The organism is Nocardiopsis sp. NPDC055824, from assembly GCF_053616335.1.
In genome coordinates, this window is sequence record NZ_JBSHDN010000086.1 from 1 (window position 1) to 26960 (window position 26960).

The 26960-nt window shown below is 74.4% G+C and carries 23 protein-coding genes; 13 read left to right on the forward strand and 10 right to left on the reverse strand.

Features of this window, described 5'->3' with window-relative positions; all coding sequences use genetic code 11:
* Positions 1-69: 69 nt before the first annotated feature.
* From ACWGL3_RS18080 to ACWGL3_RS18090, 3 genes are read right to left on the reverse strand one after another with little or no spacing between them, the layout of a single operon-like run.
* On the reverse strand, positions 70-1080 hold the full coding sequence (locus ACWGL3_RS18080) for an ABC transporter substrate-binding protein (RefSeq protein WP_267949712.1): 1011 nt from the start codon (positions 1078-1080) through the stop codon (positions 70-72).
* The gene (locus ACWGL3_RS18085) at positions 1061-1888 is read right to left on the reverse strand and encodes an ABC transporter ATP-binding protein (RefSeq protein ID WP_267949713.1); all 828 of its coding nucleotides are present in this window, start codon (positions 1886-1888) and stop codon (positions 1061-1063) included. Before ACWGL3_RS18085 ends, ACWGL3_RS18080 begins: the two co-directional genes overlap by 20 nt.
* Positions 1888-2928, reverse strand: coding sequence for a FecCD family ABC transporter permease (locus ACWGL3_RS18090; protein ID WP_267950366.1), 1041 nt, complete (start codon positions 2926-2928; stop codon positions 1888-1890). The genes ACWGL3_RS18085 and ACWGL3_RS18090 overlap by 1 nt, the downstream gene beginning before the upstream one ends.
* A gap of 352 nt (positions 2929-3280) precedes the next feature.
* Between ACWGL3_RS18090 and ACWGL3_RS18095 the strand changes: the two genes are divergently transcribed.
* Both ACWGL3_RS18095 and ACWGL3_RS18100 read left to right on the forward strand, forming a co-directional pair.
* Positions 3281-3868 carry a hypothetical protein gene (locus tag ACWGL3_RS18095; protein ID WP_267949714.1) on the forward strand — a complete coding sequence of 196 codons (588 nt, stop codon included), beginning with the start codon at positions 3281-3283 and terminating at the stop codon, positions 3866-3868.
* Between the two features lie 125 nt (positions 3869-3993).
* Positions 3994-5511, forward strand: a complete 1518-nt coding sequence (locus ACWGL3_RS18100) for a PepSY-associated TM helix domain-containing protein (RefSeq protein WP_452461579.1) — start codon at positions 3994-3996, stop codon at positions 5509-5511.
* A gap of 113 nt (positions 5512-5624) precedes the next feature.
* Here the strand turns inward: ACWGL3_RS18100 and pdxR are convergent, their stop codons facing one another.
* On the reverse strand, positions 5625-7076 hold the full coding sequence (gene pdxR / locus ACWGL3_RS18105) for a MocR-like pyridoxine biosynthesis transcription factor PdxR (protein ID WP_267949715.1): 1452 nt from the start codon (positions 7074-7076) through the stop codon (positions 5625-5627).
* 67 nt (positions 7077-7143) lie between these two features.
* Here pdxR and ACWGL3_RS18110 point away from each other — a divergent pair, with 67 nt between their 5' ends.
* Positions 7144-7815 (forward strand): pyridoxamine 5'-phosphate oxidase family protein, encoded by a 672-nt coding sequence (locus ACWGL3_RS18110; protein WP_267949716.1) that lies wholly within the window; start codon positions 7144-7146, stop codon positions 7813-7815.
* Positions 7816-8082: 267 nt separating this feature from the next.
* On the opposite strand, the gene ACWGL3_RS18115 is transcribed toward ACWGL3_RS18110, so the two are convergent.
* Positions 8083-8970, reverse strand: coding sequence for a glycoside hydrolase family 19 protein (locus tag ACWGL3_RS18115; RefSeq protein WP_267949717.1), 888 nt, complete (start codon positions 8968-8970; stop codon positions 8083-8085).
* A gap of 668 nt (positions 8971-9638) precedes the next feature.
* Positions 9639-10868, reverse strand: a complete 1230-nt coding sequence (locus ACWGL3_RS18120) for an MFS transporter (protein WP_452461580.1) — start codon at positions 10866-10868, stop codon at positions 9639-9641.
* A gap of 751 nt (positions 10869-11619) precedes the next feature.
* On the opposite strand from ACWGL3_RS18120, the gene ACWGL3_RS18125 reads away from it, so the two are divergent.
* Positions 11620-12552 carry a TauD/TfdA dioxygenase family protein gene (locus tag ACWGL3_RS18125; RefSeq protein ID WP_452461581.1) on the forward strand — a complete coding sequence of 311 codons (933 nt, stop codon included), beginning with the start codon at positions 11620-11622 and terminating at the stop codon, positions 12550-12552.
* A gap of 172 nt (positions 12553-12724) precedes the next feature.
* On the opposite strand, the gene ACWGL3_RS18130 is transcribed toward ACWGL3_RS18125, so the two are convergent.
* From ACWGL3_RS18130 to ACWGL3_RS18140, 3 genes are all read right to left on the reverse strand, one after another.
* Entirely contained in the window at positions 12725-13459 is a 735-nt protein-coding gene (locus ACWGL3_RS18130; RefSeq protein ID WP_267949721.1) for an SDR family NAD(P)-dependent oxidoreductase, read from the reverse strand.
* Positions 13456-14532 carry a dihydrodipicolinate synthase family protein gene (locus tag ACWGL3_RS18135; protein WP_452461582.1) on the reverse strand — a complete coding sequence of 359 codons (1077 nt, stop codon included), beginning with the start codon at positions 14530-14532 and terminating at the stop codon, positions 13456-13458. The genes ACWGL3_RS18130 and ACWGL3_RS18135 overlap by 4 nt, the downstream gene beginning before the upstream one ends.
* 185 nt (positions 14533-14717) lie before the next feature.
* Complete coding sequence (locus ACWGL3_RS18140) at positions 14718-15893, reverse strand: mandelate racemase/muconate lactonizing enzyme family protein (protein WP_267949723.1); 1176 nt, start codon at positions 15891-15893, stop codon at positions 14718-14720.
* A gap of 183 nt (positions 15894-16076) precedes the next feature.
* Here ACWGL3_RS18140 and ACWGL3_RS18145 point away from each other — a divergent pair, with 183 nt between their 5' ends.
* From ACWGL3_RS18145 to ACWGL3_RS18165, 5 genes are all read left to right on the forward strand, one after another.
* Positions 16077-17405: an MFS transporter gene (locus ACWGL3_RS18145; RefSeq protein WP_267949724.1), complete on the forward strand. Its 1329-nt coding sequence runs from the start codon at positions 16077-16079 to the stop codon at positions 17403-17405.
* A 74-nt stretch (positions 17406-17479) separates the two neighbouring features.
* Positions 17480-19312, forward strand: a complete 1833-nt coding sequence (locus ACWGL3_RS18150) for a BNR-4 repeat-containing protein (protein WP_267949725.1) — start codon at positions 17480-17482, stop codon at positions 19310-19312.
* Positions 19313-19668: 356 nt separating this feature from the next.
* Positions 19669-20094, forward strand: coding sequence for a hypothetical protein (locus tag ACWGL3_RS18155; RefSeq protein WP_267949726.1), 426 nt, complete (start codon positions 19669-19671; stop codon positions 20092-20094).
* Positions 20091-20429 carry a transcriptional regulator gene (locus tag ACWGL3_RS18160; RefSeq protein ID WP_267949727.1) on the forward strand — a complete coding sequence of 113 codons (339 nt, stop codon included), beginning with the start codon at positions 20091-20093 and terminating at the stop codon, positions 20427-20429. Before ACWGL3_RS18155 ends, ACWGL3_RS18160 begins: the two co-directional genes overlap by 4 nt.
* A complete protein-coding gene (locus ACWGL3_RS18165; protein WP_267949728.1) occupies positions 20426-21025 on the forward strand; it encodes a GNAT family N-acetyltransferase in 600 nt (199 codons plus the stop codon). The genes ACWGL3_RS18160 and ACWGL3_RS18165 overlap by 4 nt, the downstream gene beginning before the upstream one ends.
* A 302-nt stretch (positions 21026-21327) precedes the next feature.
* Here ACWGL3_RS18165 and ACWGL3_RS18170 read toward each other — a convergent pair whose 3' ends face one another.
* Complete coding sequence (locus tag ACWGL3_RS18170; RefSeq protein ID WP_267949729.1) at positions 21328-22461, reverse strand: ISL3 family transposase; 1134 nt, start codon at positions 22459-22461, stop codon at positions 21328-21330.
* A 278-nt stretch (positions 22462-22739) separates the two neighbouring features.
* Between ACWGL3_RS18170 and ACWGL3_RS18175 the strand changes: the two genes are divergently transcribed.
* The 4 genes from ACWGL3_RS18175 to ACWGL3_RS18190 all read left to right on the forward strand — a co-directional run bounded on the left by ACWGL3_RS18175 (position 22740) and on the right by ACWGL3_RS18190 (position 26855).
* The gene (locus tag ACWGL3_RS18175) at positions 22740-23534 is read left to right on the forward strand and encodes an IclR family transcriptional regulator (RefSeq protein ID WP_452461583.1); all 795 of its coding nucleotides are present in this window, start codon (positions 22740-22742) and stop codon (positions 23532-23534) included.
* Between the two features lie 166 nt (positions 23535-23700).
* The gene (locus ACWGL3_RS18180; RefSeq protein WP_452461584.1) at positions 23701-24753 is read left to right on the forward strand and encodes a 2-dehydro-3-deoxygalactonokinase; all 1053 of its coding nucleotides are present in this window, start codon (positions 23701-23703) and stop codon (positions 24751-24753) included.
* A 74-nt stretch (positions 24754-24827) separates the two neighbouring features.
* A complete protein-coding gene (locus ACWGL3_RS18185) occupies positions 24828-25490 on the forward strand; it encodes a 2-dehydro-3-deoxy-6-phosphogalactonate aldolase (protein WP_452461585.1) in 663 nt (220 codons plus the stop codon).
* A gap of 93 nt (positions 25491-25583) precedes the next feature.
* Positions 25584-26855, forward strand: coding sequence for an aminotransferase class I/II-fold pyridoxal phosphate-dependent enzyme (locus ACWGL3_RS18190; RefSeq protein WP_267949733.1), 1272 nt, complete (start codon positions 25584-25586; stop codon positions 26853-26855).
* Positions 26856-26960: the final 105 nt, after the last annotated feature.

Consider the following 26960-nt stretch of genomic DNA (forward strand, 5'->3'; position numbering starts at 1 on the left):
GAGGCGGGCCGGGCGCACCCGCACCGCCACGCCATCGCGGGGCCGGTGCGCCTCACGGCCGGACCGGGCTCAGCCCCGCTCCAGCTCCCGCAGGTACTCGGCGAAACTCTCCAGTCCGTCGATGTTGCGCGGGCCGGAGATGCCCTCGTTGTAGTCCAGGACGAAGAAGTTCTCCTCGACCACCGCCGGGACCTCGGACATGGCGGGGAACGAGGTCAGGAAGTCGATCTTCTCCTGGGCGGGCTGGTCGCCGTAGTCGAGGATGATGACGACCTCCGGCTCGGCCTCCACGACCGCCTCCCAGCCGACCTGGGTCCACCGCTCGTCGAGGTCACCGAAGATGTTCTCGCCCCCGGCAGAGGAGATGATGTCGTTCGGCGGCACCTGGCTGCCCGCGGTGAAGGGCTGGTCGGCGCCCGAGTCGTACAGGAAGACGGGAACCGGGTCGCCCTCGGGCACCTGCTCCTCCACCGCCGCGACCCGCTCCCTGTAGCCCTCCACGAGCTCCGTCGCCCGCTCCTCGACCCCGAAGATCCGGCCCAGCCGGTCCAGGTCCGTGTAGAGGCCCTCGAAGGGGGTGACGCGTTCGGGGAAGCCCGGGTAGTTGAAGCAGGACTCGGCGTGCATGAAGCTCTGGATCCCGATGCCGTCCAGGATCTCGGGGGTGATGCCGCGCTGGTCGCTGAACCCGGAGTTCCAGCCCGCGACCACCAGGTCCGCCTCGGCGTCCACGACCGTCTCGCGGTCGAGGAGGTCGTCGCCGAGGAACTCGACGCTCGCGTAGTCCTCCGCCCAGGGCGACTCCTCCACCGGCGGGTTGGCCGGCGGCATCACGTAGCCGTGCACCTGGTCGGCCAGCCCGAGGGCGAACAGCTTGTCGGCGCTGCCGCCCTCGTAGGCGACGGCGCGCTGCGGGGTCGTGTACTCCACCTCCTCGCCGCAGCGCTCCACGGTCACCGTGTCCGCGGCCGCCGAGCCCTCCTGGACCTGGGCGCCGCACCCGGCGAGGAGGACGGAGACGGCCGCCACGGGGAGCACGGACCGCCAGGGGGAACTGCCTTCACGAACGCTGGTCGTCATGGGACGCCTTTCTCGACATCACGGAGTCCAGGTGGCCTGGACGGGGAGGGAGCCGGTACAGCACCTGGGGGTCGCCGGTCAGGGGGTGGGGCACCACCGAGGCCTCGATGCCGAAGACCTCGCGGAGCAGGGCGGGGGTCAGGACCTCGTCGGGGGTGCCCGCGGCCACCAGGGCGCCCTCGGAGAGCACACCGATCCGGTCGCAGGCGGCCGACGCCAGGTTGAGGTCGTGCAGGACCACGAGCACCGTGATCCCGGCCCCCCGTACGAGGGACAGGAGTTCGACCTGGTGCCGGACGTCGAGGTGGTTGGTGGGCTCGTCCAGGACGAGCACCCGGGGCTCCTGGGCCAGGGCGCGGGCCACCAGGACCCGCTGGCGCTCCCCGCCGGACAGTTCGAGCACGCCCCGGTGCGCGAGGTGCGCCACGTCCAGGAGCTCCATGGCGTTGCGGCACAGGTCGCGCTCGCGGGCGCTGAGCGCCTGGTTGCCCCGCAGGTGGGGGGCGCGGCCCAGGGCCACGACCTCCTCCACGGTGAAGTCCAGGTCGCTGCCGCTCTCCTGGGTCAGCGCCGCGACCCGTTGGGCGCTCAGGCGCAGGCTGAGGGAGGACAGGTCCTCCGCCCCCAGCCACACCCGGCCCGCGTCGGGGCGCAGGGCCCGGTACACGCAGCGCAGGGCGGTGGACTTGCCCGAGCCGTTGGGGCCGACCAGCCCCACCACCTGCCCGTCGGGGACGTCCAGCGTCAGCGCGCGGACGATCGGTTCGCCGCCGAGTTCGACGGACAGGCCGTCGAGGCGCAGGTCCATCAGCGTCCTCCGAACAGGTAGCCCCTGCGGCGCATCAGGGTGATGAACACCGGGACGCCGATCAGGGCGGTGATGACGCCCAGCGGGAGCTCGCGGGGGGCCGCGGCCACGCGGGACGCGAGGTCGACCCACACCATGAAGACCGCGCCGACCAGCGGGGCGACGGTGAGGACCCGGCGGTGGTCGGCGCCCACGAGCATGCGCACGATGTGCGGGATGACGAGGCCGACGAACCCGATCGCCCCGCTCACCGCGACCATGGCCCCGGTCATGACGGCGGTCAGGGCGAAGAGCCACCGGCGCAGCCGGTCCGCGCCGATGCCCAGGCTGGCCGCCGTCTCGTCGCCCAGCGCCATGACGTCGAGCGGGCGTGCCAGGCCGCGGAGCATCACCGCCCCGAGGACGACCACCGCCGCGACCACGGGGAGGGAGCCCCAGGTGGCCGCGCCGAAGCTCCCCATGGACCAGAACAGGACCGTGCTCGTGGCCTCGCTGCTGGGGGCGAGGTAGATGATCACGCTCATGACCGCCTGGAACCCGAAGGACAGGGCGACACCGGTCAGCACCAGGCGCAGCGGTGTCACCCCCGTCCGGGAGTAGGCGATGAGGTAGACGAGGAGGGTGGCGACGAGGGCCCCGAGGAAGGCGCCGGCGGAGACCGCGTAGACGCCCAGGGCCGAGAGGGCCCCGAACACGCCGACGAGGACGGCGCCCACGGAGGCCCCGGAGGAGACGCCGAGGATGTAGGGGTCGGCGAGCGCGTTGCGCACCATCGCCTGGACGGCGACGCCGACGACGCCGAGGCCGGCGCCGACCAGGGCGGCGAGGATCACGCGCGGCGTCCGGATCTGCCAGATGATCTGGTACCGGACGACCTCGTCGGCCTGGATGGCGCCGCCGGTGAGGGCCGCCCACAGGTAGCGCACGGTCTCGCCGGGCGGGACGAGCGCCGAACCCAGTCCGATCGCCAGGACCATCGACACGGCCAGGACGGCGCCGAGCACGACCGCGGCCAGCGCGGCGCCGGCGGGGGTGGACAGGCGGCGGACCCGGCGCGGGCCCGCCGGGGCGGGGGTGGAAGCGGAGCGGGGGTCGGGACTGTGTGCCTGCCGTGGTTCGTCCGGGGGGACGGACAGTTGGCGCACCGGGTCTCCCTTCCGATATGCGCGATAATGACAATGGTTATCATTCTAGGCTTGAATTGCACCACTCGCGCACGTGATCGGGGCACGGATTCGCCGGTCCGAAGGGCAAAAAGGGCCCGAAAGGGACAAGGGGGTAGAACGTCGGACCCGCAGGGGTTCCGGCGAGGCCGCGAGCGCGGGGGCCCGGCCGAAATCACCCCGGGTACACGTATAGCCACGCAACCGCCGCCCGTGCACAATGGCAGCCATGTCGACGCCCGCCCCGCCCCGGCTGCCGCGCTCCGCGGTGTTCGCGGGGGTGTGCGTGGGCGTCTCCGCCACCGGGCACAGCCTCTCCTCCGGGCACGGCGTGCCCCCGCTCGCCCTGGCCCTGGGGGGCGTGCTGGCCCTCGCGCTCGCCCACGGCGCGGCCCGCTCCGAACAGGGCCTGGGCGCGCTCGCCGCCCGGATGCTGTGGGGCCAGGCCGCACTGCACCTGGTGTTCACCCTCGCCTCCCCGTCCGGGGCGACCGCGCCGGGCGGGACGGGCCACGGGCACGCCGCCGCGCACGCCGCCCTCCCCGAAGGCGCGTCCGGGGCCGGAGCCGACATGCTGCTCGCCCACGCCGCGGCCGGGCTCGTGAGCGCGTGGTGGCTGCGCCAGGGCGAACGCGCCCTCTTCGACCTCCTCGGGTTCCTGGACGCGCTCCTGCGGGGAGTGCTCCTCGTCCTCCTCGCACGCCCCCGCACGGTCGTGCTCCCCGGCCCGCCGCGCTTCGCCCGCACCGGTGTGCCCGCCCCCCGCCCGGGACAGCGGTGCGTCCGCCTCGTGCGCGGGCCCCCGGCCCTTCCCTGATCGACACCACGACGCCTGCCGCGCGCCCTGCGCCCGGCCCCCGCCGACGCCCCGCGCGCCGGCGCCGCCACCCGTGCCCGCGTCCCCCACGGGGGAGCGGGGAGATCAGCAGAAGGCCCCGACCCATGCGAAGAAACGACACCTCCGACCCCCACGAGCCCGCGGCGGGCGCCCCCGTCCCCGGCGAGCCCGCACCCCCCGTCCCCGCCACGCCCGATCCCGCCGTCCCCGGCGATCCCGCAGCTCCCGCCTCCTCCGCCGATCCCGCTACGCCCGCCCCCGCCCGCACCCTGTGGTCCTCCCTACGCCCCTTGGTCCTACGGATGCACTTCTACGCAGCCGTCCTCGTCGCCCCGTTCATCGTGGTGGCAGCCCTGACCGGGCTCCTGTACGTCTACACGCCCCAACTCGAACAAGCGGTCCACGCCGACCTGCTCACCGTCGAACCGGCGGACACCGCCGTCCCGCTCTCACAGCAGGTCGAGGCGGCCTTCGCCGCACACCCGGAGGCGGAGCCGAGCGCCGTGCGCCCCTCCGTCGGACCGGGACTGACCACGCGCGTGCTCTTCGACGCGGAGGGCCTCTCCGCGAGCTACCGCCTGGCGGTCTTCGTCGACCCCCACACCGGGGAGGTCGTCGGCGACTCGACCAGCTACGGCAGCAGCGCGTCGCTCCCGGTGCGGTCCTGGCTCTCCGAGTTCCACCGGACCCTGCACCTGGGCGACGCCGGCCGCCTGTACAGCGAGCTCGCAGCGAGCTGGCTGTGGGCGGTCGCCCTCGGCGGCCTCGCCCTGTGGCTCTCCCGCGGCCGGCGCAACCGCCGCGCGCGCCGCGTCCTGCTGCCCCGGCGCTCGGCCTCCGGGCGCGCCAGGACACTCTCCTGGCACGGGTCCGTCGGTACCTGGGCGCTCGCCGGCCTCCTCCTGGTGTCCGCGACCGGGCTGACCTGGTCCCAGTTCGCCGGGGAGAACATCGGCGGGATCCGGGGCGCGTTCGGCTGGCAGACCCCGGCGCTCTCCGCGCCCGCCCCCTCCGACCACGGAGGACACTCCGGCCACGGGGACCACGCCGGACACGAGGCCGCCGACCCGGCCGGCGAGGTCGACGCGGTGCTGGACACGGCCCGCTCGGCCGGTCTCGAAGGGCCGGTCGAGGTGTCCTTTCCGGTGGAGGACGGCGCGCCGTTCACCGTCAGGGAGACCGACCAGAGCTGGCCGGTCCAGCAGGACGCGGTCGCCGTCGACGCGCACGCCGACACCGTGGTCGAGGAGCTGCGCTTCGCCGACTACCCCCTCATGGCCAAGCTGTCCACCTGGGGCATCGCCTTCCACATGGGCCTGCTGTTCGGGGTGGTCAACCAGGTGCTGCTGACCGTCCTCGTCCTGGGGCTGCTGGCGATGATCTTCTGGGGCTACCGCATGTGGTGGCAGCGCCGTCCGACCAGGGACGGGGCGTTCGCGACGGGGCGTCCGATCCCGCGCGGCGCGTGGCGCGCGGCTCCGCCGTGGGCCAGGGTCGGGGTCGTCGCCGTGGCGGTGGCCGTCGGGTACCTGCTGCCGGTCCTGGGGGTGTCGCTGCTGCTGTTCCTCGCGGTGGACCTCGCCGTCGGGGCGCGCCGCAGGAGGCGGGCCCGCACCGCCTGACGGGGCCCGGTCCCCGGCCCACGGGGGAGCGCTGCCCGAACTGCTTCCCGACGGCGGTCCGGTCCCCGTGTCCCGGGGCCCACGCCCCTTCCCTCCGCGGAACGGCGGGGGGCTCAGCGGGCCGCCGGGCCGCCGCCCCCCGCGCGGCGGCCCACGGCCCCGGCCAGGACCCGGCACGCCCTGCGCAGGTCGGCCGGGTGCGCGGCCCCGTAGCCCAGGATCAGGCCGTGGACGGTCGGTTCGCCGTGGCTCGCACGCGAGGTGTCCTCCACCAGGACGCCCTGCTCCGCGCTCTCGGCCACCACCCCGGCGACCGCGTCGGCCGGCAGCGGCAGCATGACGTGCAGCCCCGCCGTGTCCCCGGTCAGGTACGGGCCCAGGTGGTCGATCAGCGTCCGCCGCCGGCGGGCGTACTCCAGGCGCATGCGGCGCAGGTGCCGGTCGAGGTCGCCGCGCTCCAGCAGCAGGGCCGTCGCCGCCTGGGCCTGGACGCCGGTGCGGTCGGACAGGCGGTCGCGGGTCCCGGCCACGCGTTCGAGCAGCGCGGCGTCGGCGACCAGCCAGCCGATCCCCAGGTCCGGGGACAGCGTCTTGGAGAGGGTGCCGAGCAGGACCACGTGCCCGGGGTCCAATCCGTACAGCGCGGGCAGCGGCGCCACGTCGTAGCGGAACTCGGCGTCGTAGTCGTCCTCGACGACCAGCGCGCCCCGGCTGCGCGCCCAGGCCAGCAGGCGCTCGCGGCGGGGGACCGGGAGGCGTCCGCCGAGCGGGTACTGGTGGGCGGGCGTCGTGTAGACCACGGACAGGTCGGCGGGCAGGTCGTCGACGACGATGCCGTCCCGGTCCACCCGGCAGGGGACGACCTCCGCCCCGCGCGACTCCAGGATGTCGCGCGCCCTCTGGTAGCCGGGCTCCTCGACCCCCGCCCGCCCGCCCCGGGCCAGGACCGTCGCGGCGAGCAGGTCCAGGCCGTTGCCCGTGCCGCGGGTGACCAGGACGTTCCGCGGGCCGACCCGGACGCCGCGGGTCCGGCGCAGGTGCTCGGCGAGCGCCTCGCGCAGCCGCGGGAGCCCGCGGGGGTCGGGGTCGTCGTCCAGCGGCAGGGAGGCCGCGTGCCGCCAGGCCCTGCGCCAGGCGGCCCCGTCGTGCGAGCGCACCCAGGGGACGCCCGGACGCAGGTCGACCATGCCCAGCCGCCGGGCCTCCGCCCGCGACAGGCGCGGCTCGGGCGCCCGGCCCGCCGCGGGCGGCGGCCGGCCCCCCGGAGGCGCGGGTGCGCCGGGGGAGGGCGGGGCCGACGGGGAGGCGTGCTCGGCGACGTAGGTGCCCGACCCGTGCCGTCCGTCGAGCCAGCCCTCGGCGTACAGCTGCTGGAAGGCCTCGGTCACGACGGTCCGGCTGACGCCCAGCTGCGCGGCGAGGGACCTGCTGGAGGGCAGGCGCTCGCCCGGCCTGAGCAGCCCTTCGGACATGGCGCCGCGCAGCGCGTCGGACAGCTGCACGGTGAGCGGCACCGCGCTGGAGCGGTCCAGGCGCAGGGGCGGGTCGGCCGGCGGTCGGGACAAAGTGGTCTTCCGTTTCAGGGAGGAAGTGGCTGTGTTCGGGGAGTCCACTTCTTCCTAGGCTAGCTCCATGCTCTCGACCACGGAACGCACCAGACTCGGCCGCGCCAAGCACAAGGCCCGGACCGCGCGCACCGACCTCTACGACCTCCTGGACGCCGGGTCGGTCTGCCACCTCGGCGTCGTCGTGAACGGCGCGCCCATGGTGGTCCCCACCGGTTACGGCCGCATCGGCGACACCCTCTACCTGCACGGGTCCACCGGCGCCCGGTCGCTGCGCGCCGGCGGGGAGGTGTGCGTGACCGTGACCCTCGTGGACGGCCTCGTCCTGGCCCGGTCCGCGTTCAACCACTCCCTCAACCACCGCTCCGCCATGGTCTACGGCGTGCCGCGCGTGGTCGGGGACGAGGAGGAGTCGCTGGCCGCGCTGCGGGCCCTGACCGAGCAGTTCGCGCCGGGGCGGTGGGACGCCGTCCGCCCGCCCACCGCCAAGGAGCTCGCCGCCACACGGGTGCTGGCGCTGTCGTTGGAGGAGGCCTCAGTGAAGGTGCGGACCGGCCCGCCCGTGGACGACGAGGACGACCTCGGCCTGCCGGTCTGGGCGGGCGTCGTGCCGGTCCGCCAGGTGTTCGGCGCACCCGAGCCCGACCCCGGCCTGGCGCCCGGGACCGGGGTGCCCGAGCACGTCGCGGCGCTCTCCGGCGCGCTCGCGCCGTCCGGTGGCACGGCCGGGGCGCGCTGACCCCGGGGCGCCCTCCGAGGGGTTCCGGGGCGGTGCGCGGGCCCGGTCGTGCTCCACGGGCGCGGGCCCCGTGGGAGGGGGCCGTCCGGTCGCGGGGCCGGGACGGTGCGGGGAGGCACGGCCCGGAGCGCCGTCCGGCGGGGTCGGGAACAGGGTCGGCGGGGCCGGCCCCTGCTCCCGGGACACCGGAGCGGAGGCGCCCCCGGCGGTCGCCGGGGACACCCCCGCTCCGATGCGGTCCGCGGGCGCTTCGCCGCGCCCGTCGGATCAGCAGCTCAGGTTCCCCCCGGTGGTGGTGCCGAGGATCTGGGTGAACTCCGTGAACTTGTTGATGCGGCTCTGGACCTGCCCCGGGTTGTTGCCGTTGCACTCCATCGCGCCGTTGATCGAGCGGATGGTCTCGCCGAAGCCGTGGCCGTTGACGATGGCGTTGTGGGGCGTCATCGTGCCGGGGCCGCTCTGGGTGTTCCAGTACCAGAGGCCGGTCCGCCAGGCGACCGAGGCGTTCTGCTCGACCAGGTAGGGGTTGTTCAGCAGGTCGATGCCCAGGGCGTCGCCGGCGGCCTTGTAGTTGTAGTTCCAGCTGAGCTGGATCGGACCGCGTCCGTAGTAGGCGGCCTGGCCGGCCGGGCAGCCGAAGGGCTGGTTCCAGTCGCAGTAGTGCGGGTAGTTGGCCTCGTTGGTCTCCCTGATGTGCACCAGCCCGCCGGTCTCGTGGCTGACGTTGGCGAGGAAGGCGGCCGCCTCGCGCCTTCGCACCTCGGTGCTGCCGGTGTTGGCGAAGGCCGGGTAGGAGCTGAGGGCGGTGGTGAGGCCGCTGTAGGTGTAGAAGGAGTTCCGGTTCGGGAACATCTGGTTGAACTGGGCCTCGCTGACGACGAACGCGACGGGGTTGGGCTCCTCCTCGCCGCCGTTGCCGCAGGCGCCCTGGTCGGTCCAGACGTCGGAGGCGCCGGGGCGCTCGTTCTGCGTCCACCACTTGGCGGTGTAGTTGCGGCCGTTGTACGAGGCCTGGCTGCCGCCGGTGTAGACGGCGGAGGAGCTCCAGGCGGTCGCGCAGGCGGTGGCGGCCTGTGCGGAGAACGCGGGGAGGACGGCGAGCACAGCGGCGAGCGCGCCGAGCGCGGCCAGCTGGCTCAGGAGACGTCGGATCACGGGGTCACACTCCTAGGGTGCGGCGCGACGTCCGACCGCGCGCCGCAGGGGGTGCCGTCACCTAAGCAAGCTGGTCTAGACCTGTCAAGACCTGTGCCACGGATCGTGAGGATACGGTGACGGAACGGACGGGGCCGGTGTGGGGGAGGGTGCCTCCGGGACGCGGGCGGTAGGTTCCGGACGCACCGCGCCCCCGTCCGCCTCGCGGTGGACGGGGGCGGTCCTTCCCGTGTCAGGCGGGGTTCCCGACCCCGCCCTCCGGGGCTGACATCGGGTCGTTGATGCCGCCGTCCGGTTCGGTCCCGGCGGGGTCGTCGATCCCGCCTTCGGGGGGCTGCTCGCTCACCTGTGTCTCCTCGGGTCGTTGTGCGCCGTGCCCGCGACCGGGGGCGGTGGGGCGGGTCACGGTGTCCTTGTCGGCGGTCGGGATCCTGCTTCCCTTGTTCCCCGAGGCCGGTCGCCGGGAACCGTGATGCCCGCATCCGGCCGACATCCGCGGAACGGGTTGTACAGGGTCCCCTCATCGGACTCAGGGGGCCGGTGTGGGGGAGGGGCGCCTCCGGGACGCGGGCGGTCCCGGGAGGCGCCGTCCGTGCCGGTCCCGGGCCGGGAGACCGTCCTCGCCCCTGTCGCACCGGGCCCGACGCCCGCCGGAGGTGTCCCCCGCCTCATGCCGGGGCAGGTCTGGCGCGTTTCGGGCCGCTGGCCAGGGCGACGACGGCGCCGAGCACGGAGAGCCCCGCCAGCAGCAGGAACACGGCGGCGTAGCCGCCCATCGGGCCCGACAGCAGCGCGCACGCCCCCGGGGCCAGCGCCATGGTGAGCATGAGCGGGGTGTGCATGACGCCGTTGAGCGTGGTGTAGTGCGCCTCCCCCCAGCGGTCCGCCACGGCGGTGGCCTGGAGCAGGGTGAGCACGCCCCTGGCGGAGCCCACCAGCGCGGCGGCGCCGATGACCAGGGACAGCGGTCCGCTGACCAGGGCGAGCAGGGCGGTCGCCGCCGCGCAGGCCAGGAGCACGACCGCGATCCGGTGGACCGACCCGCTGATCCGCGCCAGCGGGGCGTAGGCGAGGCGGCCCAGCACCTGCCCCACGCCCACGACGCCGAGCGCCCAGGCGGCCTCGGTGGTGCCGTAGCCGCGCTCCTGCATGAGCGGGACGATGGCGACCACCACCGCGTACACGGTCAGGGTGCCCAGGGCCAGCGCCGTGGTGAGCGCCCAGAACGCGCCGCTGCGCAGCACCGCGCGCACGGCGGTGCGGTCGCGGATCCGGTCCTCCGCCCGGGCGGGGTTCCAGGGCCGGGACAGGGCCAGGGCGTGCAGCGGGACCGCGACCAGGGCCAGGATCAGCGCGAGGACGAGGTAGGTGCCGCGCCAGCCGACCTGTGCCTCCAGCGCGGCGGTCAGCGGCGCGAAGACGGTGCTGGCCAGGCCGCCGACCAGGGTGAGGAAGGTCAGGGCCCGGACCCGGCGCGGACCGTACCAGCGGGTCAGGGCGGCGAAGGCGGGCGGGTAGGAGAGGCCGGCGACGGCGATCCCCGCCACCTGCCAGGCCGCGCCGAAGAACCACAGGTCGGGGGCCAGGGCGACCCCGACGATGGCGAGGGCCCCGAGCAGCGCGGCCGCGGTCATCACCGCGCGCGGGCCGCGCAGGCGCAGCCAGCGGGCCACGAAGGGGCCGCTGAGCCCCGCCATCACCTGGGAGCCGGAGAACAGGACGATGACGATCGGGAGGGACCAGCCGGTGTCCTCGGCGATGGCCGGTCCCAGCACGGGGAAGGCGTAGAACAGCACTCCCTGGCTGACGGTGACGGTGACGCACAGGGCAGCCAGCGCCCCGCGCGCCTCGGTGCCGGCCGGTCGCCGTCTCCGCGGGCGCGGGCGCCGAAAGGTCATACGCGCCACCCGCCCGACGACGGCCGGGAGCGGGTGAAGGGCTGGGGAACGGAGGCACGGTTCCATCGCTCTTGCACGGGGGACTCCTCGCCCTGGAAGGGGCAGGTCCAGGGATCGAACGAACAGGTGACGCGTTCATGTCCATATCCCCTTTACTACACTGAGTATTCACCGAATGACCATCTGTCGTTTGCCTGGCATTCCAGGTTCTTTACGGTCAACCTGCGACTATCCGCGCCTGTCCGGTCATCCGTCCATACGCCCGGGGCCCCGCCGCGCCCGCGGGCCCGGCGGGGCCCCGGGGTACGGACGCCTGTCGGCGGAGGGCATTGACGGGGCGGCCCCGATGCGCCACTGTCGGTCCTATGGACGCCCTCCCGTCGAACCGCCCGACCGCCCGCCGGTCCGCCCGGCCCGACCGGAAGCGCCGCGGCACGCCGGGACTCATCCTGCGCCGCGGCCGACTGGGCTCCCCTCCCCGCGCCTGACCCGCGGGCGGCACCCGTGCCGGCGTTCCGCCGGTGACCGCCGGGTCCGGTCCCGGGGCCGTGTCTCCGTGTCCCGTCCCGTCCGCTCCCCGTGCCCGGCGCGGCGTCCGGTCCGGTGTCCGGGGACTCGTGTCTCACGCCCTCCGCGCAGACCGCCCCCGCCCGTGAACAGGGCCTCCGTCCCCCGGCCGCCGCCCGGCGAGCCGCGGGGCCCGGTGGGAGCCCCCCGTTTATCCTGTTTTCCCATCGGAAAGGTATGGAACATGACTGCGATGATCGAGACCACGGTGGGGCTGCGCGACAGCGCCGCGGTCGACACGGCGCTCGTCGAGGGCCCGCGCACACTGCGCCGGCTCCCCGAGGGCGCGTCCGCCCAGCCCTACCGCCTGTTCGAGGTCCGCCCCCTCGGCGCCCTCATCGGCGCCGAGATCCACGGCGTGGACCTGCGGGAGGAGATCGGCGAGGAGTTGCGCGCCGAGATCCACCGCGCGCTCCTGGAGTACAAGGTCGTCTTCTTCCGCGACCAGCCCATCGACTCCGCGCGCCAGAAGGCCGTCGCCCGGATGTGGGGGGAGCTGGAGACCAACCCGTTCATCGACCAGGGGGACGACGCCCACGTCGCCCGGTTCGCCAAGGGCGGGACGCCTCCCAGCTACGAGAACGTCTGGCACACCGATGTGACCTGGAGGGAGCGGCCCGCCATGGGCGCGATCCTGCGCCTGGTGGAGGTCCCGCCCGTGGGCGGCGACACCCTGTGGGCCGACATGGCCGCCGCCTACGACAACCTGCCCGACACCGTCAAGGAGCGCATCGAGGGCCGCACCGCCGTCCACGACGTCATCCCGGGGTTCTCGCGGTTCCTGGACGAGCGCAGGCTCCTGGAGTGGCAGGACCGGTTCCCGCCGGTCGAGCACCCCGTCGTGCGCACGCACCCCGAGACCGGGCGCAGGACTCTGTTCGTCAACGTCTCCTTCACGACCCGCATCGTCGGGATGGAGCGGGCCGAGAGCGACGAGATCCTGCGCTTCCTGTTCCAGCAGGCGCACGCGCCGGAGTTCCAGGTGCGCTTCCGGTGGGAGCGCGACTCGGTCGCCTTCTGGGACAACCGCGCCACCCAGCACTACGCGGTGAACGACTACCACCCCCACCCCCGGATCGCCGAGCGCGTCGCCATCGTGGGGGACCGCCCCTTCTAGAAGGGGACCCGGCCCCGGCGGGCGGGCCGCCGGGGCCCGGTGGCGGGGACTTCTTCAGGCCGGGTCGGCGGGGGAGAACCCGGGCGGCCCCGGCCAGGCCGGGCCGGTCCCGACGCCCCCGCGGTGGCCCCGCCCGCCGTCCGACGGGCGGGGGTCCGTGGGCGGTCCGGGGTCAGTCCCCGGTGCCGGGGAGGAACCGGGCGCGCAGGTCGGGGCGCAGGAACGCGGCGGGGGAGGCGATGGAGAGCCCGCCGTCCACCGGCAGGACCACGCCGGTGACGAAGGAGGACTCCGGGGCCGACAGGAACACGACCGCGTGCGCGACCTCCTCGGGCGTGCCGGTGCGGCCGAGCGGGTAGCCCTCGGAGGCGGCGGCCAGCCCCCTGCCCCCGATGAGCCCCGGCGCGACCGCGTTCACCCGCACCCCCCGCGGCCCGTACTCCAGCGCGAGCTGGCGCACGAGCCCCTCGACGCCGGCCTTGGCCGCCGCGTAGCCGGGCAGGCCGGGCGCCGCGAGCGTGCCGTTCACCGAGCCGACGGCCGTGATCGCCGACCCCTCGCCGAGCAGCGGGAGCGCCGCCCGGCAGGTGTAGAACGCCGAGCCCAGGGTGGTGTCCACGGCCGTGCGCCACTGCTCGTCGCTGGTGTGCTCGGCGGGGGCCACGGGCATGGCCGCGGCCGCCGGGACCAGGACGTCCAGTCCGCCCAGGGCCTCGGCCGCCCCGGCGACCGCTGCCGCCGCGCCCGCCGGGTCCGCGCAGTCGGCGGCCAGGGCGAGGTCGAGCGAGGGGTCGTCGAACTCCTCCAGGGAGACGCCCGCGACCCGGTCGCCCCGGGAGGCGAAGGCCCGGGAGACGGCCCGGCCGATGTCGGAGGAGGCCCCGACGACGAGGACGCGCCTGCTCATCGGCCCGCACCGCCCGCCGCCGCAGCGCTCCCGCCCACCGGGGCGGACGCGGCCTTCGGGGCTCCCGCGGCCTGCGCCCCGGAGCCGTCCGGCCCGCGACCGGGACCGGCGTCCGCCGTCCCCGCCGCGCGCGGCGACGGGTTCGCGCCCCGGGCCGCCGCCACGACGGTGTCGTGGTCGGGCAGGCCGAGGTCGTGCAGGATCGCGGCGAGCCCGGCGGCGGTGCGCGGGTCGAGCGGGGCGGCGGGCAGGCGCACGGCGGCGGAGCCGATGACGCCGCGGGCCACCAGCACCTCCTTGTGCACGGCCCAGGCGACGCCGCCCTGCATGCCGAAGCGCAGCAGCGGCAGCAGCCGGTCGTAGGCGCGCCTCGCGGCGCGGCGGTCCCCGCCCTCCCACAGGGAGAGGACGCCGCCCAGCAGGTCGCTCACCTCGCAGGCGGGCATGGTGCCCACGGCGCCGGCCCCGTACTCCTCCAGCAGGAAGAAGGCGTTCTGGCCGCCCAGCACGGCCGCGTCGGCGCCCCGCGCGTCCAGGGCGGCGCGCACGGCGGCGGTCGAGGCCGGGGTGGGCGGCGACTCGACCTTGACCGACGTGACCCGCTCCAGCGCGGCGATCTCGGCGATCACGGCCGGAGCCATGGACACCCCCGTCGCCCCGGGCGCGTCCTGGACCATCACGTCCAGCGCCGTCGCGGCGCACACCCGGGTGTAGAACTCCACCACCTGGCGGGCCGAGGGCTTGACCAGGTACGGGGGCAGCACCATCAGCGAGTCCGCCCCGCCCGCCTCCGCGGCCCGCGCCTGCTCGACGGCCGTCTCGACGGAGGTCCCGTTGACCCCCGCGACGACCGGCACCGCTCCCGAGGCCTCCTCGGCGACCGCGTCGAGGATCCGGGACCGCTCGTCGGCGGTGAGGGCGAAGCCCTCGCTCGCCATGCCGAACACGGCGAGGCCGTCGACGCCGCACGCCAACTGGAAGCGGACGAGCCGGCGCAGCCCCTCGTCGTCGAGGGTTCCGTCCGGGTGGAAGGGGGTGGCGAGGATGGGGACGAGTCCGCCGAGAGCGGTCATGGTCGCCTCTTTTCCGGTGGGTGGGTGGGTGGTTCGTCGGTCGTGGTCTGCGGGCGGCGGCGCGCCGCCGCGCCGGGCGGCCCGGCAGGTGCGGGCGGGCGCTGCGCCCCCGGCGCCGGACGGTGCGCTCCGCCCGTCCCCCGGGGGGCGGCGCCGGGCGCGGCCGCTCCGGGGCCGGAGCGGGGTCACCGCGTGGAGCGGTGGCGGACGGCGGCGGAGCGGACGCGCTCCTCGTCGACCTCCAGGCCGAGTCCGGGGCCGGAGCCGAGCCCGATGCCGTCGGGGTGCGCGTCGAAGTGGAAGCCCAGCTCGGCGGCGGTCTCGACGGTGGTCGGCTGGTACTCGAAGAAGGGGGAGTACTCCGTCGCCGCGCTCACGTGCACCCCGGCGGCGAGCGCGGGGCCCAGGCCGACGGAGTGGTGCGGGGCGACGGGCACGTGGTGGGCCGAGCACACCTCGGCGATCGAGGCGGCCTCGGTCACGCCGGTGCGGCCGACGTCGGGCTGGGCCAGGCCGAGGGCCCCCGCCGCCAGCCACTGCGCGAACTCGTAGCGGTTGCGCAGCGTCTCCCCGACGGCGACGGGCAGTTCGATCCGGTCGGCGAGGCGGCGGTGGCCCTCGACGTCCTCCGGCGCGAGCGGGGCCTCCAGGAACACCGCCCCGCGGTCGGCCAGCTCCCGCCCCAGCCGGGCGGCCTGGGAGGGCGTGTAGCGCCAGTGCGCGTCCACGGCGAGGGCCAGGCCGGGCGCCGCCGCGGACACCGCGTCGACGGTGGCCAGGTCGGCGTCCACCCCGTTGCCCAGGTGGAGCTTGACCGTGCGGGCCCCCCGCTCCTGCCACCGGCGGGCGAGGTCGGCCCGTCCGGCGTCGTCCGGGCTCGGGAGCCCGGACACGTAGGTGGGCACGCGGGTGCGGTGCGCGCCGCCGAGGAGGGCCGCCACGCCGAGTCCGCTGATCCTCCCGGCCAGGTCCCACAGGGCGATGTCGACGGCGGCGAGCGCGTCGGCCTGGTGGCCGACCAGGTGGCCCCGCTCGCGCATGAGCGAGCGCAGCCGCGCCCAGGCGGGGCGCGGCGCGGTGGCGTCGGCGCCGATGAGCTGCGGGGCGAGCAGCCCGTCGACCACCTGCGCGGGGATCTCGGGGCCGACGGGGGCCAGCGCCTCGCCCCACCCGGCGGTGCCGTCCTCGGCCTCGACGCGGACCAGGAGGGTCTCGAAGAGGGCGGAGTAGAGGCTGAGCCACGGTTCGCGGACCCGGTAGCCCTGCTCCTCGGTGAGCGCCGAGCCGTCGGCGAGGGAGCCGAGGTAGGCGGCTGGGCCCCGCACCTTGACGACGAACGTCTCTACGTTACGAATGCGCATCGAACTTCCCATGTGACCCTTGACATGTCGACTGAGTTAAATCACTGTTGCACACACTGCATGGCTCATGCAATGACGTGGTGGATAAGACACAGGGTGCAACGCGCTCTCTCGATAGCGGTGGCGCCGGCCTTCCGCCACGTGGCCGGACCCCCGGCCGACGACACGGACGACGAGGTAGACATGACCGAAGGAACATCCGACGTGCGCGCCGCGGACGTCGCCCCTCCCACCCGGAGGGAGACGAGGAAGGTCCTGCTCGCCACGGGCATCGGACACTTCGTGGAGTGGTTCGAGATGGGGATCTACGGAACCCTCGCCACCAGCATCGCGGCCAACTTCTTCGCCCCCGGGGACCCCACCGCGGCGCTGCTCTCCACGTTCGCGCTGTTCGCCGTCTCCTTCGTGGTCCGCCCCCTCGGCGGCCTCTTCTGGGGACCGCTGGGCGACCGGATCGGACGGCAGAAGGTCCTCGCCCTGATCGTCCTCATCACCTCGGGGGCGACCTTCCTCATCGGCGTCCTGCCGACCTACGCCACGGTCGGCGCCCTCGCCCCGCTGCTGCTCGTCCTCGCCCGGCTCGTCCAGGGCTTCGCCGCCGGGGGCGAGTCCGCCAGCGCCACGACCCTGCTGTTCGAGTACGCCCCCCGCGGCCGGCGCGGCTTCCTCACCAGCTGGATCGACACCTTCGGGTTCCTGGCCTTCGTCGCGGGCTCCGGGCTGGCCCTGCTGCTGACCACGGTCCTGGGCGACGCCGCCATGGGCGACTGGGGCTGGCGCATCCCCTTCCTGCTCGCGCTCCCGCTCGGCCTGGTCGGCCTCTACCTGCGCGTGCGCATGGAGGACACGCCGGAGTTCCGCCGCCTGGAGAAGCTCGGCGAGATCGCGCAGTCCCCCGTCAGGGAGGCGTTCCGCACCGGCGGGACCGCGATGCTCCTGCTCGCGGGCATGGTCGTCATCAAGGCCGTCGCCCACTGGACGCTCCAGACCTACATGCCCAGCCACCTCGCCCAGACCCTGGGCTTCAGCTCGGTGCAGTCCTTCCAGGTCACCACCGCGTGCCTGGCCGTGGTCGCGGTCCTGGTGCCGTTCATGGGGGCGCTGTCCGACAGGGTGGGCCGCAAGCCGCTGCTCGTCGCGGGCGCGGGCGGGTTCCTGCTGCTGTCCTACCCCGCCTTCTGGCTCATGTCCCAGGGCAGCTTCGCGCTCGCGTTCCTGGCCATGGCCCTCCTCGGCGTGCTCATCGCCGCCTTCGACGGGGCGGTCAGCGCGGCGATGGCCGAACTCTTCCCCCCGCGCACGCGCAACGGCGCCATCGCGATCCCCTACAACATCGCCGTCGCCCTCTTCGGCGGCACGGCCCCCTACCTCGCCGGAATGCTGGTGGCGGCCACGGGGTCCCCCATCAGCCCGGCCTTCTACATCATGTTCGTCGCCGCGATCTCCCTGGGCACGGTGCTCCGGCTCCGCGAGACCGCCGGACGGCGCGCCCCGGCCGACGCCGCCCCCTGACCCGCGCCGCCCCGCCGGAGTCCCCGGGGCAGCCCGCCCCGCCCGCCCCCCGAACCACGGACTGGACACCCCCTGTGAGAAGAACCGGACGCACCCTGCCGGCCCTGGCCGCCGCCGCCCTCGCCGCGGGCCTGGCCTCGGCCCCCGCAAGCGCGCTCGCCGCGCCGCCCGAGGCCCCCGCGGACATCGAGGAGATGCCCTACGCGGTCGACACCTCCAACCAGGCCGCCTGGTGGAAGCCGATCGACTCCGTCGACGGCCACGACTACCTCGCCTTCAACGCCCCCGCCTCCGAGGCCGGGCGCCACGAGGTCCACCTCGCCCGGCGCACCGCCTCGGGGGAGTGGACCTCCGGGTGCCTGCGCGCCCGGGCCGGGGCCGACTGCGTCTCCTACACCGACGACATCGGGCACAACCAGCCCTCGATCACGGTGGACGGCGACGGCCGCGTCCACGCCTTCGTGTCCATGCACAACGACGCCTGGCGCTACTACCGCTCCACCGCCCCGGGCGACGTGGACTCGCTCGTGGAGTCCGCCGCAGACCTCCCCGACGGCGGGGGGACCTACACGTACCCGGTGACCGCCCGCGACGACGCGAGCGGCGACGTGTACGCGCTGGTCAGGGCCGACGCCGCCGACAGGCGCCACGGCCGCCTGTACCGCTGGGACAACGCGGCGGGGGAGTGGTCCCGCGAGACCACGGTCGCCTCCGCCCCCGGCCACGCGTTCTACCCCGACGACCTGGAGGTGGACGGCCGGGGACGGGTGCACGTGCTGTGGGAGTGGGGGCCCTTCCCCTCCAGCACCGCCCGCCACCTGGGCTCCTATCTCGTCTACGACCCCGCGACCGGGACCGCGGCGGACGCCGCGGGCGCCCCCGTCGCGCTGCCCGCCGCGGCCGACCCCGGCGGAGCGGTCGTCTACCAGCCCTACACCGAGGGCGAGGACATCGGCACGCAGGCGCCCTCCCTCCAGAGCGCCAAACTGGCGCTCACCCCGGAGGGCTCCCTGGCCGGCGTCGCCTACCGCTTCCGCGACCGTGACACCGGGGACGGCTTCTCCGGCTACGACGCCCGGTACGCGCGCTGGACCGGGACCGCCTGGGAGAGGGAGGTGCTGGCCGAGGCGGGCGCGGGCGGCGTGCACACCTCCGCGGCGATCGACACCACGCACGCCGACGGCACCACCCGCGTCTACCTCGTGGCCGAGCACCGCCGCTGCGCGGGGGCGTTCAGCCAGGTGGTGCGGGCGGAGCGGTCCGGGAGCGGGCCGTGGCTGCTCGACCGGGCCGGGCCCGAGCGCCCCGGCCTCCAGCGGCTGAGCGCCCTCACCGGCGCCGACGGCGCCGACACCCTCTACGTCAGCGCGCCCCTGGCGGAGGGGACGCGGGGTTCGGTGTTCCGCATCGGCCTGTCCCGGGGCACGCCCTCCGGGGGCGGCACGTGGGAGGAGCTGGTCTCGGGCCTGTCCGAGGACCCCGACCTGGGCGAGAACCTCGCCCTGGGCGGCGCCACGTCGGTGAGCTCCCGGCGCGACGCCGACAGCGGAGGGGACCGGGCCGTGGACGGCGACTGCTCGGACGCCTCGCGCTGGATCTCCGCCGAGGGCGACGCCGAGCCCACCCTCACCGTGGACCCGGGCGCGGTGGCGGACGTGTCGGCGGTCCGCGTGGCCAGCGGCTACGCGCCCGACCCCGCCTCCACCGTCCTGCGGGACTTCGAGGTGCGCGGCCGCACCCCCGGCGGGGGCTGGACCACCCTGGCCTCGGTGAGCGGCAACACCGAGGAGCTGCGCGTCGTGGAGTTCGCGTCCGCCGAGGTCGACCGGGTCCAGCTGGTCGTGACCGACCCCTCGGCCTCGGAGGTCGACGTCGCCAGGGTCCGGGAGTTCCAGGTGTTCTCCTGAGGGGCCGGGGCGCCTCCCGGCAGGGGCGCGGGCCCCGGCCCGGCCGTGCCGCACGGGTACGGCGGCGGAGGTGTTGACGAACGCGAACATGACAGTGGACACGAGCACGGGCATGTCAGTGCTTCCCCTGCGCACACATCCTCCGCAAGGCGCACTGACCAGGCATGGTTCTCCCGAAGGCCCGGCAACAGGACAGTAACCCGTAAGTAGCTCCGAGGGCCCCAATCGATCCGTGGCCTCCGGCGGGGTCTGGCCCTAGGTCCTGTAGCGATCCCCTCGCCCCCGAGAGCCGCCCCGTGCGACGGATGCGGGTCGTCCGCCCACAATCATAACTTTATGAGTGGTAAAGTGGTTGCATGGCAGAAAATCACTTCACCTATGATGATGCGGTTTCCCGTGTGTCCACCAGCCAGGAGGCCGGTGCCCGCGCGCTGCGCGCAGTGCGCTGGTTCCGGTGGTTCGTGGCACTGCAGACCGTGTTCGCCCTGGCCTTCACGCTCTCCATCGACGTGTTCGGGGCTCCGTACTGGACCGCGTTCGCCCTCCTGCTGCTGGCCTCGGCCTCGGTCTGGGCGACCGCGTACCGCCACAGCCTGTCGGCACCGCGCCACGGCTTGCGCAACACGGGCATCGCCGTGGCAACGTGGTTCGCGCTCTACACCCTGATGCTCGACCCCGCCCTCCAGCTCGTGGGCGCCTCCTCGCCGTGGTGGTGGGTGCTGGCCGGCGCCGTCGCGGCCAGCCCGATCGCGGCGTGCCTGTGGGCGAGTTCGCGTCGATGAGCCATCCGCGCAAGGACCTGGACGCGCTCATCCACTCACCGGTGAGGTTCTCGCTCCTAGCCGCGCTGCGGAACCTGGAGGAGACCGACTTCCGTTTTCTCGCCGACCTCCTGGAGGTCAGCGACTCCACCCTGTCCCAGACCCTTACCGTGCTCCTGGAAGCAGGCCTGGTCGACGTCCGCAAGGAGGCCGTGGGCAGACGCACCCGCACATGGGTCAGTATCACCGACGCGGGCCACGACGCGTTCAACCGGCACCTGACCACCCTGCGGGCAATCATTGACTCCGGCCCCGGCCACCCACCCACCCACACCCCAGAAGAGGACCCTTCGTGACTTCGTTCCTGCGCCTCGGCGCACCCCAGGACCTGGACGCGGTCGTCGACACCTTGGTCGCGGCCTTCGACGACTACCCGTGGACGCGCTATGTCATCCCCGAGGACGACTACACATCCCGGCTGCACGAGCTCCAGCACCTCTACCTGAAACACGCCTTGAACCACGGGATCGTTGCGGTCAGCGAGCACGGTGAGGGGGTGGTCGCGCTCCTGCCTCCGGACGCATCGGAGCCCGGCGAGGCAACCCTCGAGCGGATCATCACCCTGTACGGCGACCGGATCGACCGCCTGGCAGGCGTCGACCAGCGGCCCGTGGACCCCGACGACTGGAGTCTGGAAACCCTGGGAGTCCACCCAGACCACCAGGGCAAAGGGCTCGGGGGAGCCCTGATCGAGTTCGGCCTTGACGCAGCGGGACGGCAGGGCGCCCGAGCCGTGCGACTGGAGACCTCCGAGGAGCGCAACGTCAGCCTCTACCAGCGGTACGGCTTCCGCGTCACCGACCGTTCCCAGCGTCCCGGCGGGCCGCCGGTATGGACGATGCGCACAGTGTTGGACACGACCGGTGCCGGCAACGAAACACGGTCCGCCTGAGGGGGCGGACAAGATAAGCCGGAAAGGGGCGATGGTCGGCTGACCGCGGCCCCGGCACACCGACACGGGGGTGACTCGCCGCGACGGACGCCCTCGTTCGTGATTGTCTTGCCGCGACGCCCCCGCCGCCGCTATGCGGGGGGTTGTCGGCGGCCAGAACCAGGACGAGCGGGCATGAACCACGCAGGACGGGTAGGCCACCCGGAACGCCCGGATGGGTCTCCCCTCTGATCTGCGAGAACACCTTGGGGTGTGGACAGGCGCGGCCTCGCGACCCGCCGACGGCGTGGGGCCGATCGCGGTCACTTCGGGTGATGTGTGCGTTCTCCGGACAAGCACCTTCCCTTCGTCGCATACTCACCTCGAAGGAGCCGTGCGGCGCGGGGTGGGCAGTGGTCGATCCGGAGAAGAGGCAGGCGGCGACCGCGCGGTCGCGTCAGCTCGCCACGGCGGGAACGCTCACGTCCCGGCACGTGCGGCTGGCGGCCGCCGGGTGCGGAGTCAGCGAGCGCACCGTGTGGCGGTGGATCGACCCCGACGCCCCAGTCGTCGACGGCCGGGTCCGCCCCGGGTACCGGCTCACCGACACCGACCGCGCCGCCTACGCCTTCTACCGCGACAACGCCACCGCCGTGCACCGCGCCCGCAGCTCCGCCGTCGGGGGCACGGACCTGTCGGCGGGCGTCCCGGTCCCGCTCGCTCACGCGGGCGCTCCTCTGCACACCCACGCGCTCTGCCGCGCGCTGGACTGGCCCCAGCATCGGCTCCAGGCCGCGCTCGGCCACCTCGGTGAGGTTGTGCCACAGGTGGAAGCGGCCGGCGACCTGGACAGCCTCGGGTGCTCCGACGCGGGCTCCGTCGGCGTAGGCCCCGGAGCGGTCTCGGCAGATCACCCGTGCTCCGGGGTGCTTCTTCAACCACGCCGCGAACGCGGAGGAGGTCCGACCGGGCAGGAGATCGACCGGCCGGTGGGTGCCCATGTCCAGAAGGACCGTCCCGTAGACGTTCCCGCGTTTCAGCGCGAAGTCGTCCACCCCCAGGGCCGAGGGCGCCGCGGCCAACTCGGGATCGGGCAGCGCCCGCAGCGAGCGCAGCAAAGTCATCCGGTTGACCGGCATCCCCAGCAGCTGGGCCAACCGAGCCCCCGCACGGCCGGCGAGCGCTCGCGCAATCGCGGTCATGGCTTCCTTGCGCGGCAGGCTGAACCGGCCATGAGGCGAGGTCAAACCGGGTATCTGTTCCGCGAACGTCACTGCCGGACAGGCCGGGTCAAGACACCGGAACCGGCGGATGCGCACCCGGATCACGACCTCTGCTCCGCCGACCGTGCTGTCGCGGACGGTGCGTTCATAGCGGCCATGCAAGCGGGTCGACTCCGTCCCACACCTTGGGCAGGCCTCGACAGCGGAACTCGCCCGAGCTACGAGATGGAGCATCCCCGGTGTCCGTTCCCCGCTTTCCACCACGAACCCGGACAGATGCGGAAGAAGCCCTTCGATCCCCTGAAGTTCACACTCAGCTCAGAATCGCAGACCCCCATAACTCTTCGTGAGCAAACCACAAGATCAGTGCCAGAACCCATCCCCGTGCTCGTCAACAGGAGGTCCGGCGCTGCCGGGTGCGGTGTGAGCAGGGTGTTTGGTACGGCGAACCGAGTACCCGTACAGTGCAGATGACGATGCGGACAGTGCATCACTTATGCGATGGGACCGTGGTGGCAGCCGAACAGAGTGGGAACCAGTCCGTCGAGCGGGCGATCAGCGTGCTCCGCGCCTTCCTGGAGGGAAAGCCCGAGCTTCGGGTGTCCGACATCGCGCGGCTGACCGGCATCGGACAGTCCACCGTCTCCCGGCTGCTGGCGACCCTGGAGTCCGCGCGCCTCATCGGCAAGGACGAGGACAGCGGGTTCTTCCGCCTCGGCATGGACCACGTGTCGCTGGCCGCCGCCTTCCTCAACGGCAACCCCGTGCACCGCGAGGCCCGCCCCGTGGCCCAGCGCCTGGCCCAGGAGCTCGGCCTCGGCGCCAACGTCGCGGTCCGGGACGGGGACTCCCTGTTCTACCTGTGCAACTTCGAGGGGGCCCTGGCGCCCAAGGCCCACGTGCTCATGGGCAGCCGCAACCCCCTGCACGCCACCGGCCTGGGCAAGTGCCTGCTGCTGTCGAGCACCGCAGAGCAGCGCCGCGCCCTGCTCGGGGACGACCTCCACGCCTACACCGTCTCCACCGTCACCGGCCACGACGCCCTGGACGCGGAGATCGAGCGCTCCCGGGCACGGGGCTACGCCACCGAGGTCGAGGAGCTCGCCCTGGGGAGGGCCTGCGTGGCCGCCCCCGTCCGCGACGCCACCGGCGAGATCGTCGCGGGCCTGTCCGTGTCCGGGCCGCTGAGCGCGATCGACCTGCAGCACCGCGAGGCGGAGCTCGCCGGGACCGTCATCGAGGCCGCCGACCGCGTCGCCCTGGCCCTGGGCTACCAGGCCCACCGCATCCTCGCCCCGAGGGGCTGACCCGGCCGGGGCCGCGCGCCGCGTCCGGGAAGGGCCGGGTCCCGTCCCCGGTCAGGCCCCCATGGCGTCCGTCCATCCCTCTATGTGGGACGATGTTCGACAAAGTGGGACGCCTCGCGTTACCTGTCGGCATAAGGCCAGACCACGGCACGACGGAGCGGATGCGATGGACGACTACTCGGCGGCCCGGCTCGTGGCGCTGGACTGGGGCACCAGCTCCTGCCGCGCCTACCTCCTGGCGGAGGACGGAACCGTCCTCGACCACAGGTCCACGGACGACGGCGTCATGCGCGTCACGGCCGGCGCGCGCGAGTCGGGAGAGAGCAGGGAACAGGCCTTCGACCGGGTGCTGCGCTCCCTGTGCCTGGACTGGGCGGAGGCCGCCCCCCGGGCGCTGCCCGTCGTCGCGAGCGGCATGGTCGGCAGCGACCAGGGCTGGGCCCAGGCGCCCTACGTCGAGCTCCCGGTCGACCCGCTGGCGACCGCGCTGCCCCTGACCAGGGTCGAGTCCTCCCTGGGGCCGGTCCACATCCTGCCCGGGCTCACCGCCCCGGGGCCCCTGCCCGGCCTCCTGCGCGGCGAGGAGACCCAGGTCGTCGGCGCGCTGCTCGCCGACGTCGCGGGGGACGCCACCGCGCAGCCCGGCGGGGGACGCGAACGGACCGTCGTCCTGCCCGGCACCCACGCCAAGTGGGTGCGGCTGCGCGGCTCCGTCGTCACCGGCTTCACCACCCACATGAGCGGCGAGGTCTACGCGCTGCTCATGGAGAACAGCATCCTCGGCCGCCTCGCCCGGCCGGCGGAGGGCGACCGGTGGGAGGCCTACGAGCGGGGCCTGGACGTGGCGATGGGCCCCGACGGGGACCCCGGGCTCCTCGGAACCCTCTTCTCCGCCCGCTCCCTCGTCGTCACCGGCCGGCTTCGGCCCGACCAGGTCGGCGACTACGTCTCCGGCCTCGTCATCGGCAGCGAGGTCCGCGGCGAGCTCCGCGGCGGTGCGGACACGCCCGGCACGGGCGACGTCCTCCTCCTGGGGACCGACGACCTGTGCGACCGCTACGGGCGCGCGCTCTCCCGGGCGGGCGTGGCCTCCGCCCGCGGAGCCACGGGAACCACCCCCCGCGCCCTGGCCCACCTCGCCCGGCGCGCGGGACTGCTCGGCGACGGCTCCGGCACGGCCGGACCCGACGACGCGGACCGCGCACCCGCAGCCCCCTGACGACCCACGCCCCGTCCGCGCGGCCGGTGGAACACCGGCGGGACCGGACGGCCGGACGACCCACGGAGAGAACCATGACCGACACACGCCGCCCCAGCGGGCTCATCGCCATCCTGCGCGGCCTGCCCACCGCGGACGCCGCCCGCGTGGGCTCCGCCCTCTACGAGACCGGGATGCGCACCCTGGAGGTGCCCCTGAACTCCCCGGACCCCCTGCGCGCCATCGAGGTCCTGCGCGAGGAGCTGCCCGACGACGCCCGGGTGGGCGCCGGGACCGTCCTCACCACCGCGCAGGCGCGCTCCGTGCACGACGCGGGCGGTCAGATCGTGGTGTCGCCCAACGTCGACGCCGACGTCGTCCGCGCGACCGTCGAGCTGGGCATGGACTCCTACCCCGGCGTGGCCACGGTCACCGAGGCGTTCACCGCCGTGCACGCCGGCGCCCGCGCGGTCAAGCTCTTCCCCTCCACCCAGGTGGGCATCGACGGGATGAAGGCCTGGCGCGCGGTGCTGCCCGCCGACCTCGAACTCGTCCCCGTCGGCGGGATCGGCGCCGCCTCCCTGGGCGCGTGGGTCGAGGCGGGCGCCACCGGCTTCGGCATCGGCTCCGCCGTCTACCGCCCGGGGATCGCCGAGGAGGAGATGGTCGCGGTCGCCGCGGAACTCGTCGGAGCCTGGGACGAGGCGGCCCCGCGACTGCGCCGGCTGGGGGCGGACGGCCCCGCGACCAGCCGCTGAGGCCGCGGCGGGGCCCCGGGCGGTGAACGGCGGCCCCTCCCTTCTCGGTATCCTCGGCAGCGCCCCACGACGTATCCGCGAGAGGACTCCACCATGACCACCGAGCAGAGCCACGACGCCCTGGAAGGGCAGTTCGAGCGGGCCCAGAAGGACTACGCGGACCTGGCCGCCCGCGGCCTCTCGCTGGACCTCACCCGGGGCAAGCCCGCGCCCGAGCAGCTGGACCTCTCCGAGGCCCTGCTCGGCCTCCCCGGCGACACGCACACCGCCGCCGACGGCACGGACGTGCGCAACTACGGCGGGCTCCAGGGACTGCCCGAGCTGCGCGAGATCTTCGCCGGGGTCCTCCAGACGCCGGTCGGACAGCTGCTCGCCCTCGGCAACTCCAGCCTCGAGCTGATGCACGACAGCATCGTGCACGCCCTCCTCGGCGTCCTGCCGGGCTCCGAGCGCCGCTGGGTCGACGAGGAGCGCATCGCCTTCCTGTGCCCCGTCCCCGGCTACGACCGCCACTTCGCCCTGTGCGAGCGCTTCGGCATCGAGATGATCCCGGTCGCGATGACCCCCGAGGGCCCCGACATGGACGAGGTGGAGCGCCTGGCCGCCGCGGACCCCGCGGTCAAGGGCATCTGGTGCGTGCCCAAGTACAGCAACCCGGACGGCGTCAGCTACAGCGACGAGACCGTGGCCCGCCTCGCGGCCATGCCGACCGCCGCCCCCGACTTCCGGATCTTCTGGGACAACGCCTACGCGGCGCACCACCTCACCGACGAGCCCGTCGAGATCGCCGACGTCCTCGCGGCGTGCGCCGACAGCGGCAACCCCGACCGGGTGTTCGTCTTCGGGTCCAGCTCGAAGATCACCTTCGCCGGCTCCGGCGTCGCCTTCTTCGGCTCCTCGCCCGCCAACGTCAAGTGGCTGCTCGCCAACAACAGCAAGCGCTCCATCGGCCCCGACAAGGTCAACCAGCTGCGCCACGCGCAGTTCCTGCGCGACGAGGCGGGCGTGCGCGCCCACATGGACCGCCAGCGCGACCTGCTGCGGCCCAAGTTCGACGCCGTGCAGCGGATCCTGGAGGCGGAGCTCGGCGGCACCGGCCTGGCCACGTGGACCGAGCCCAAGGGCGGCTACTTCGTCACCCTGCGGGTCCAGGACGGCTGCGCCAAGGAGGTCGTCCGCCGGGCGTCCGAGGCGGGCATCGTGCTCACCCCCGCCGGCGCCACCCACCCCTACGGCGACGACCCGGACGACGCCACCATCCGCATCGCGCCCAGCTACCCCGGCCAGGAGGACCTGGAGCAGGCCATGCACGGCCTGACGGTCTGCGTGCGCCTGGTGGGGATCGAGAAGCAGCTGAAGGGCTGACCCGGGGGGCCGGGGGGGGCGGCGGGCGCCCCCGCGGCCCCGTACCGGGGTAAGGGGACTGTGTGGTTTAAAAAAATGTAGCTGCCCCCCACATAGGTGGTGGTT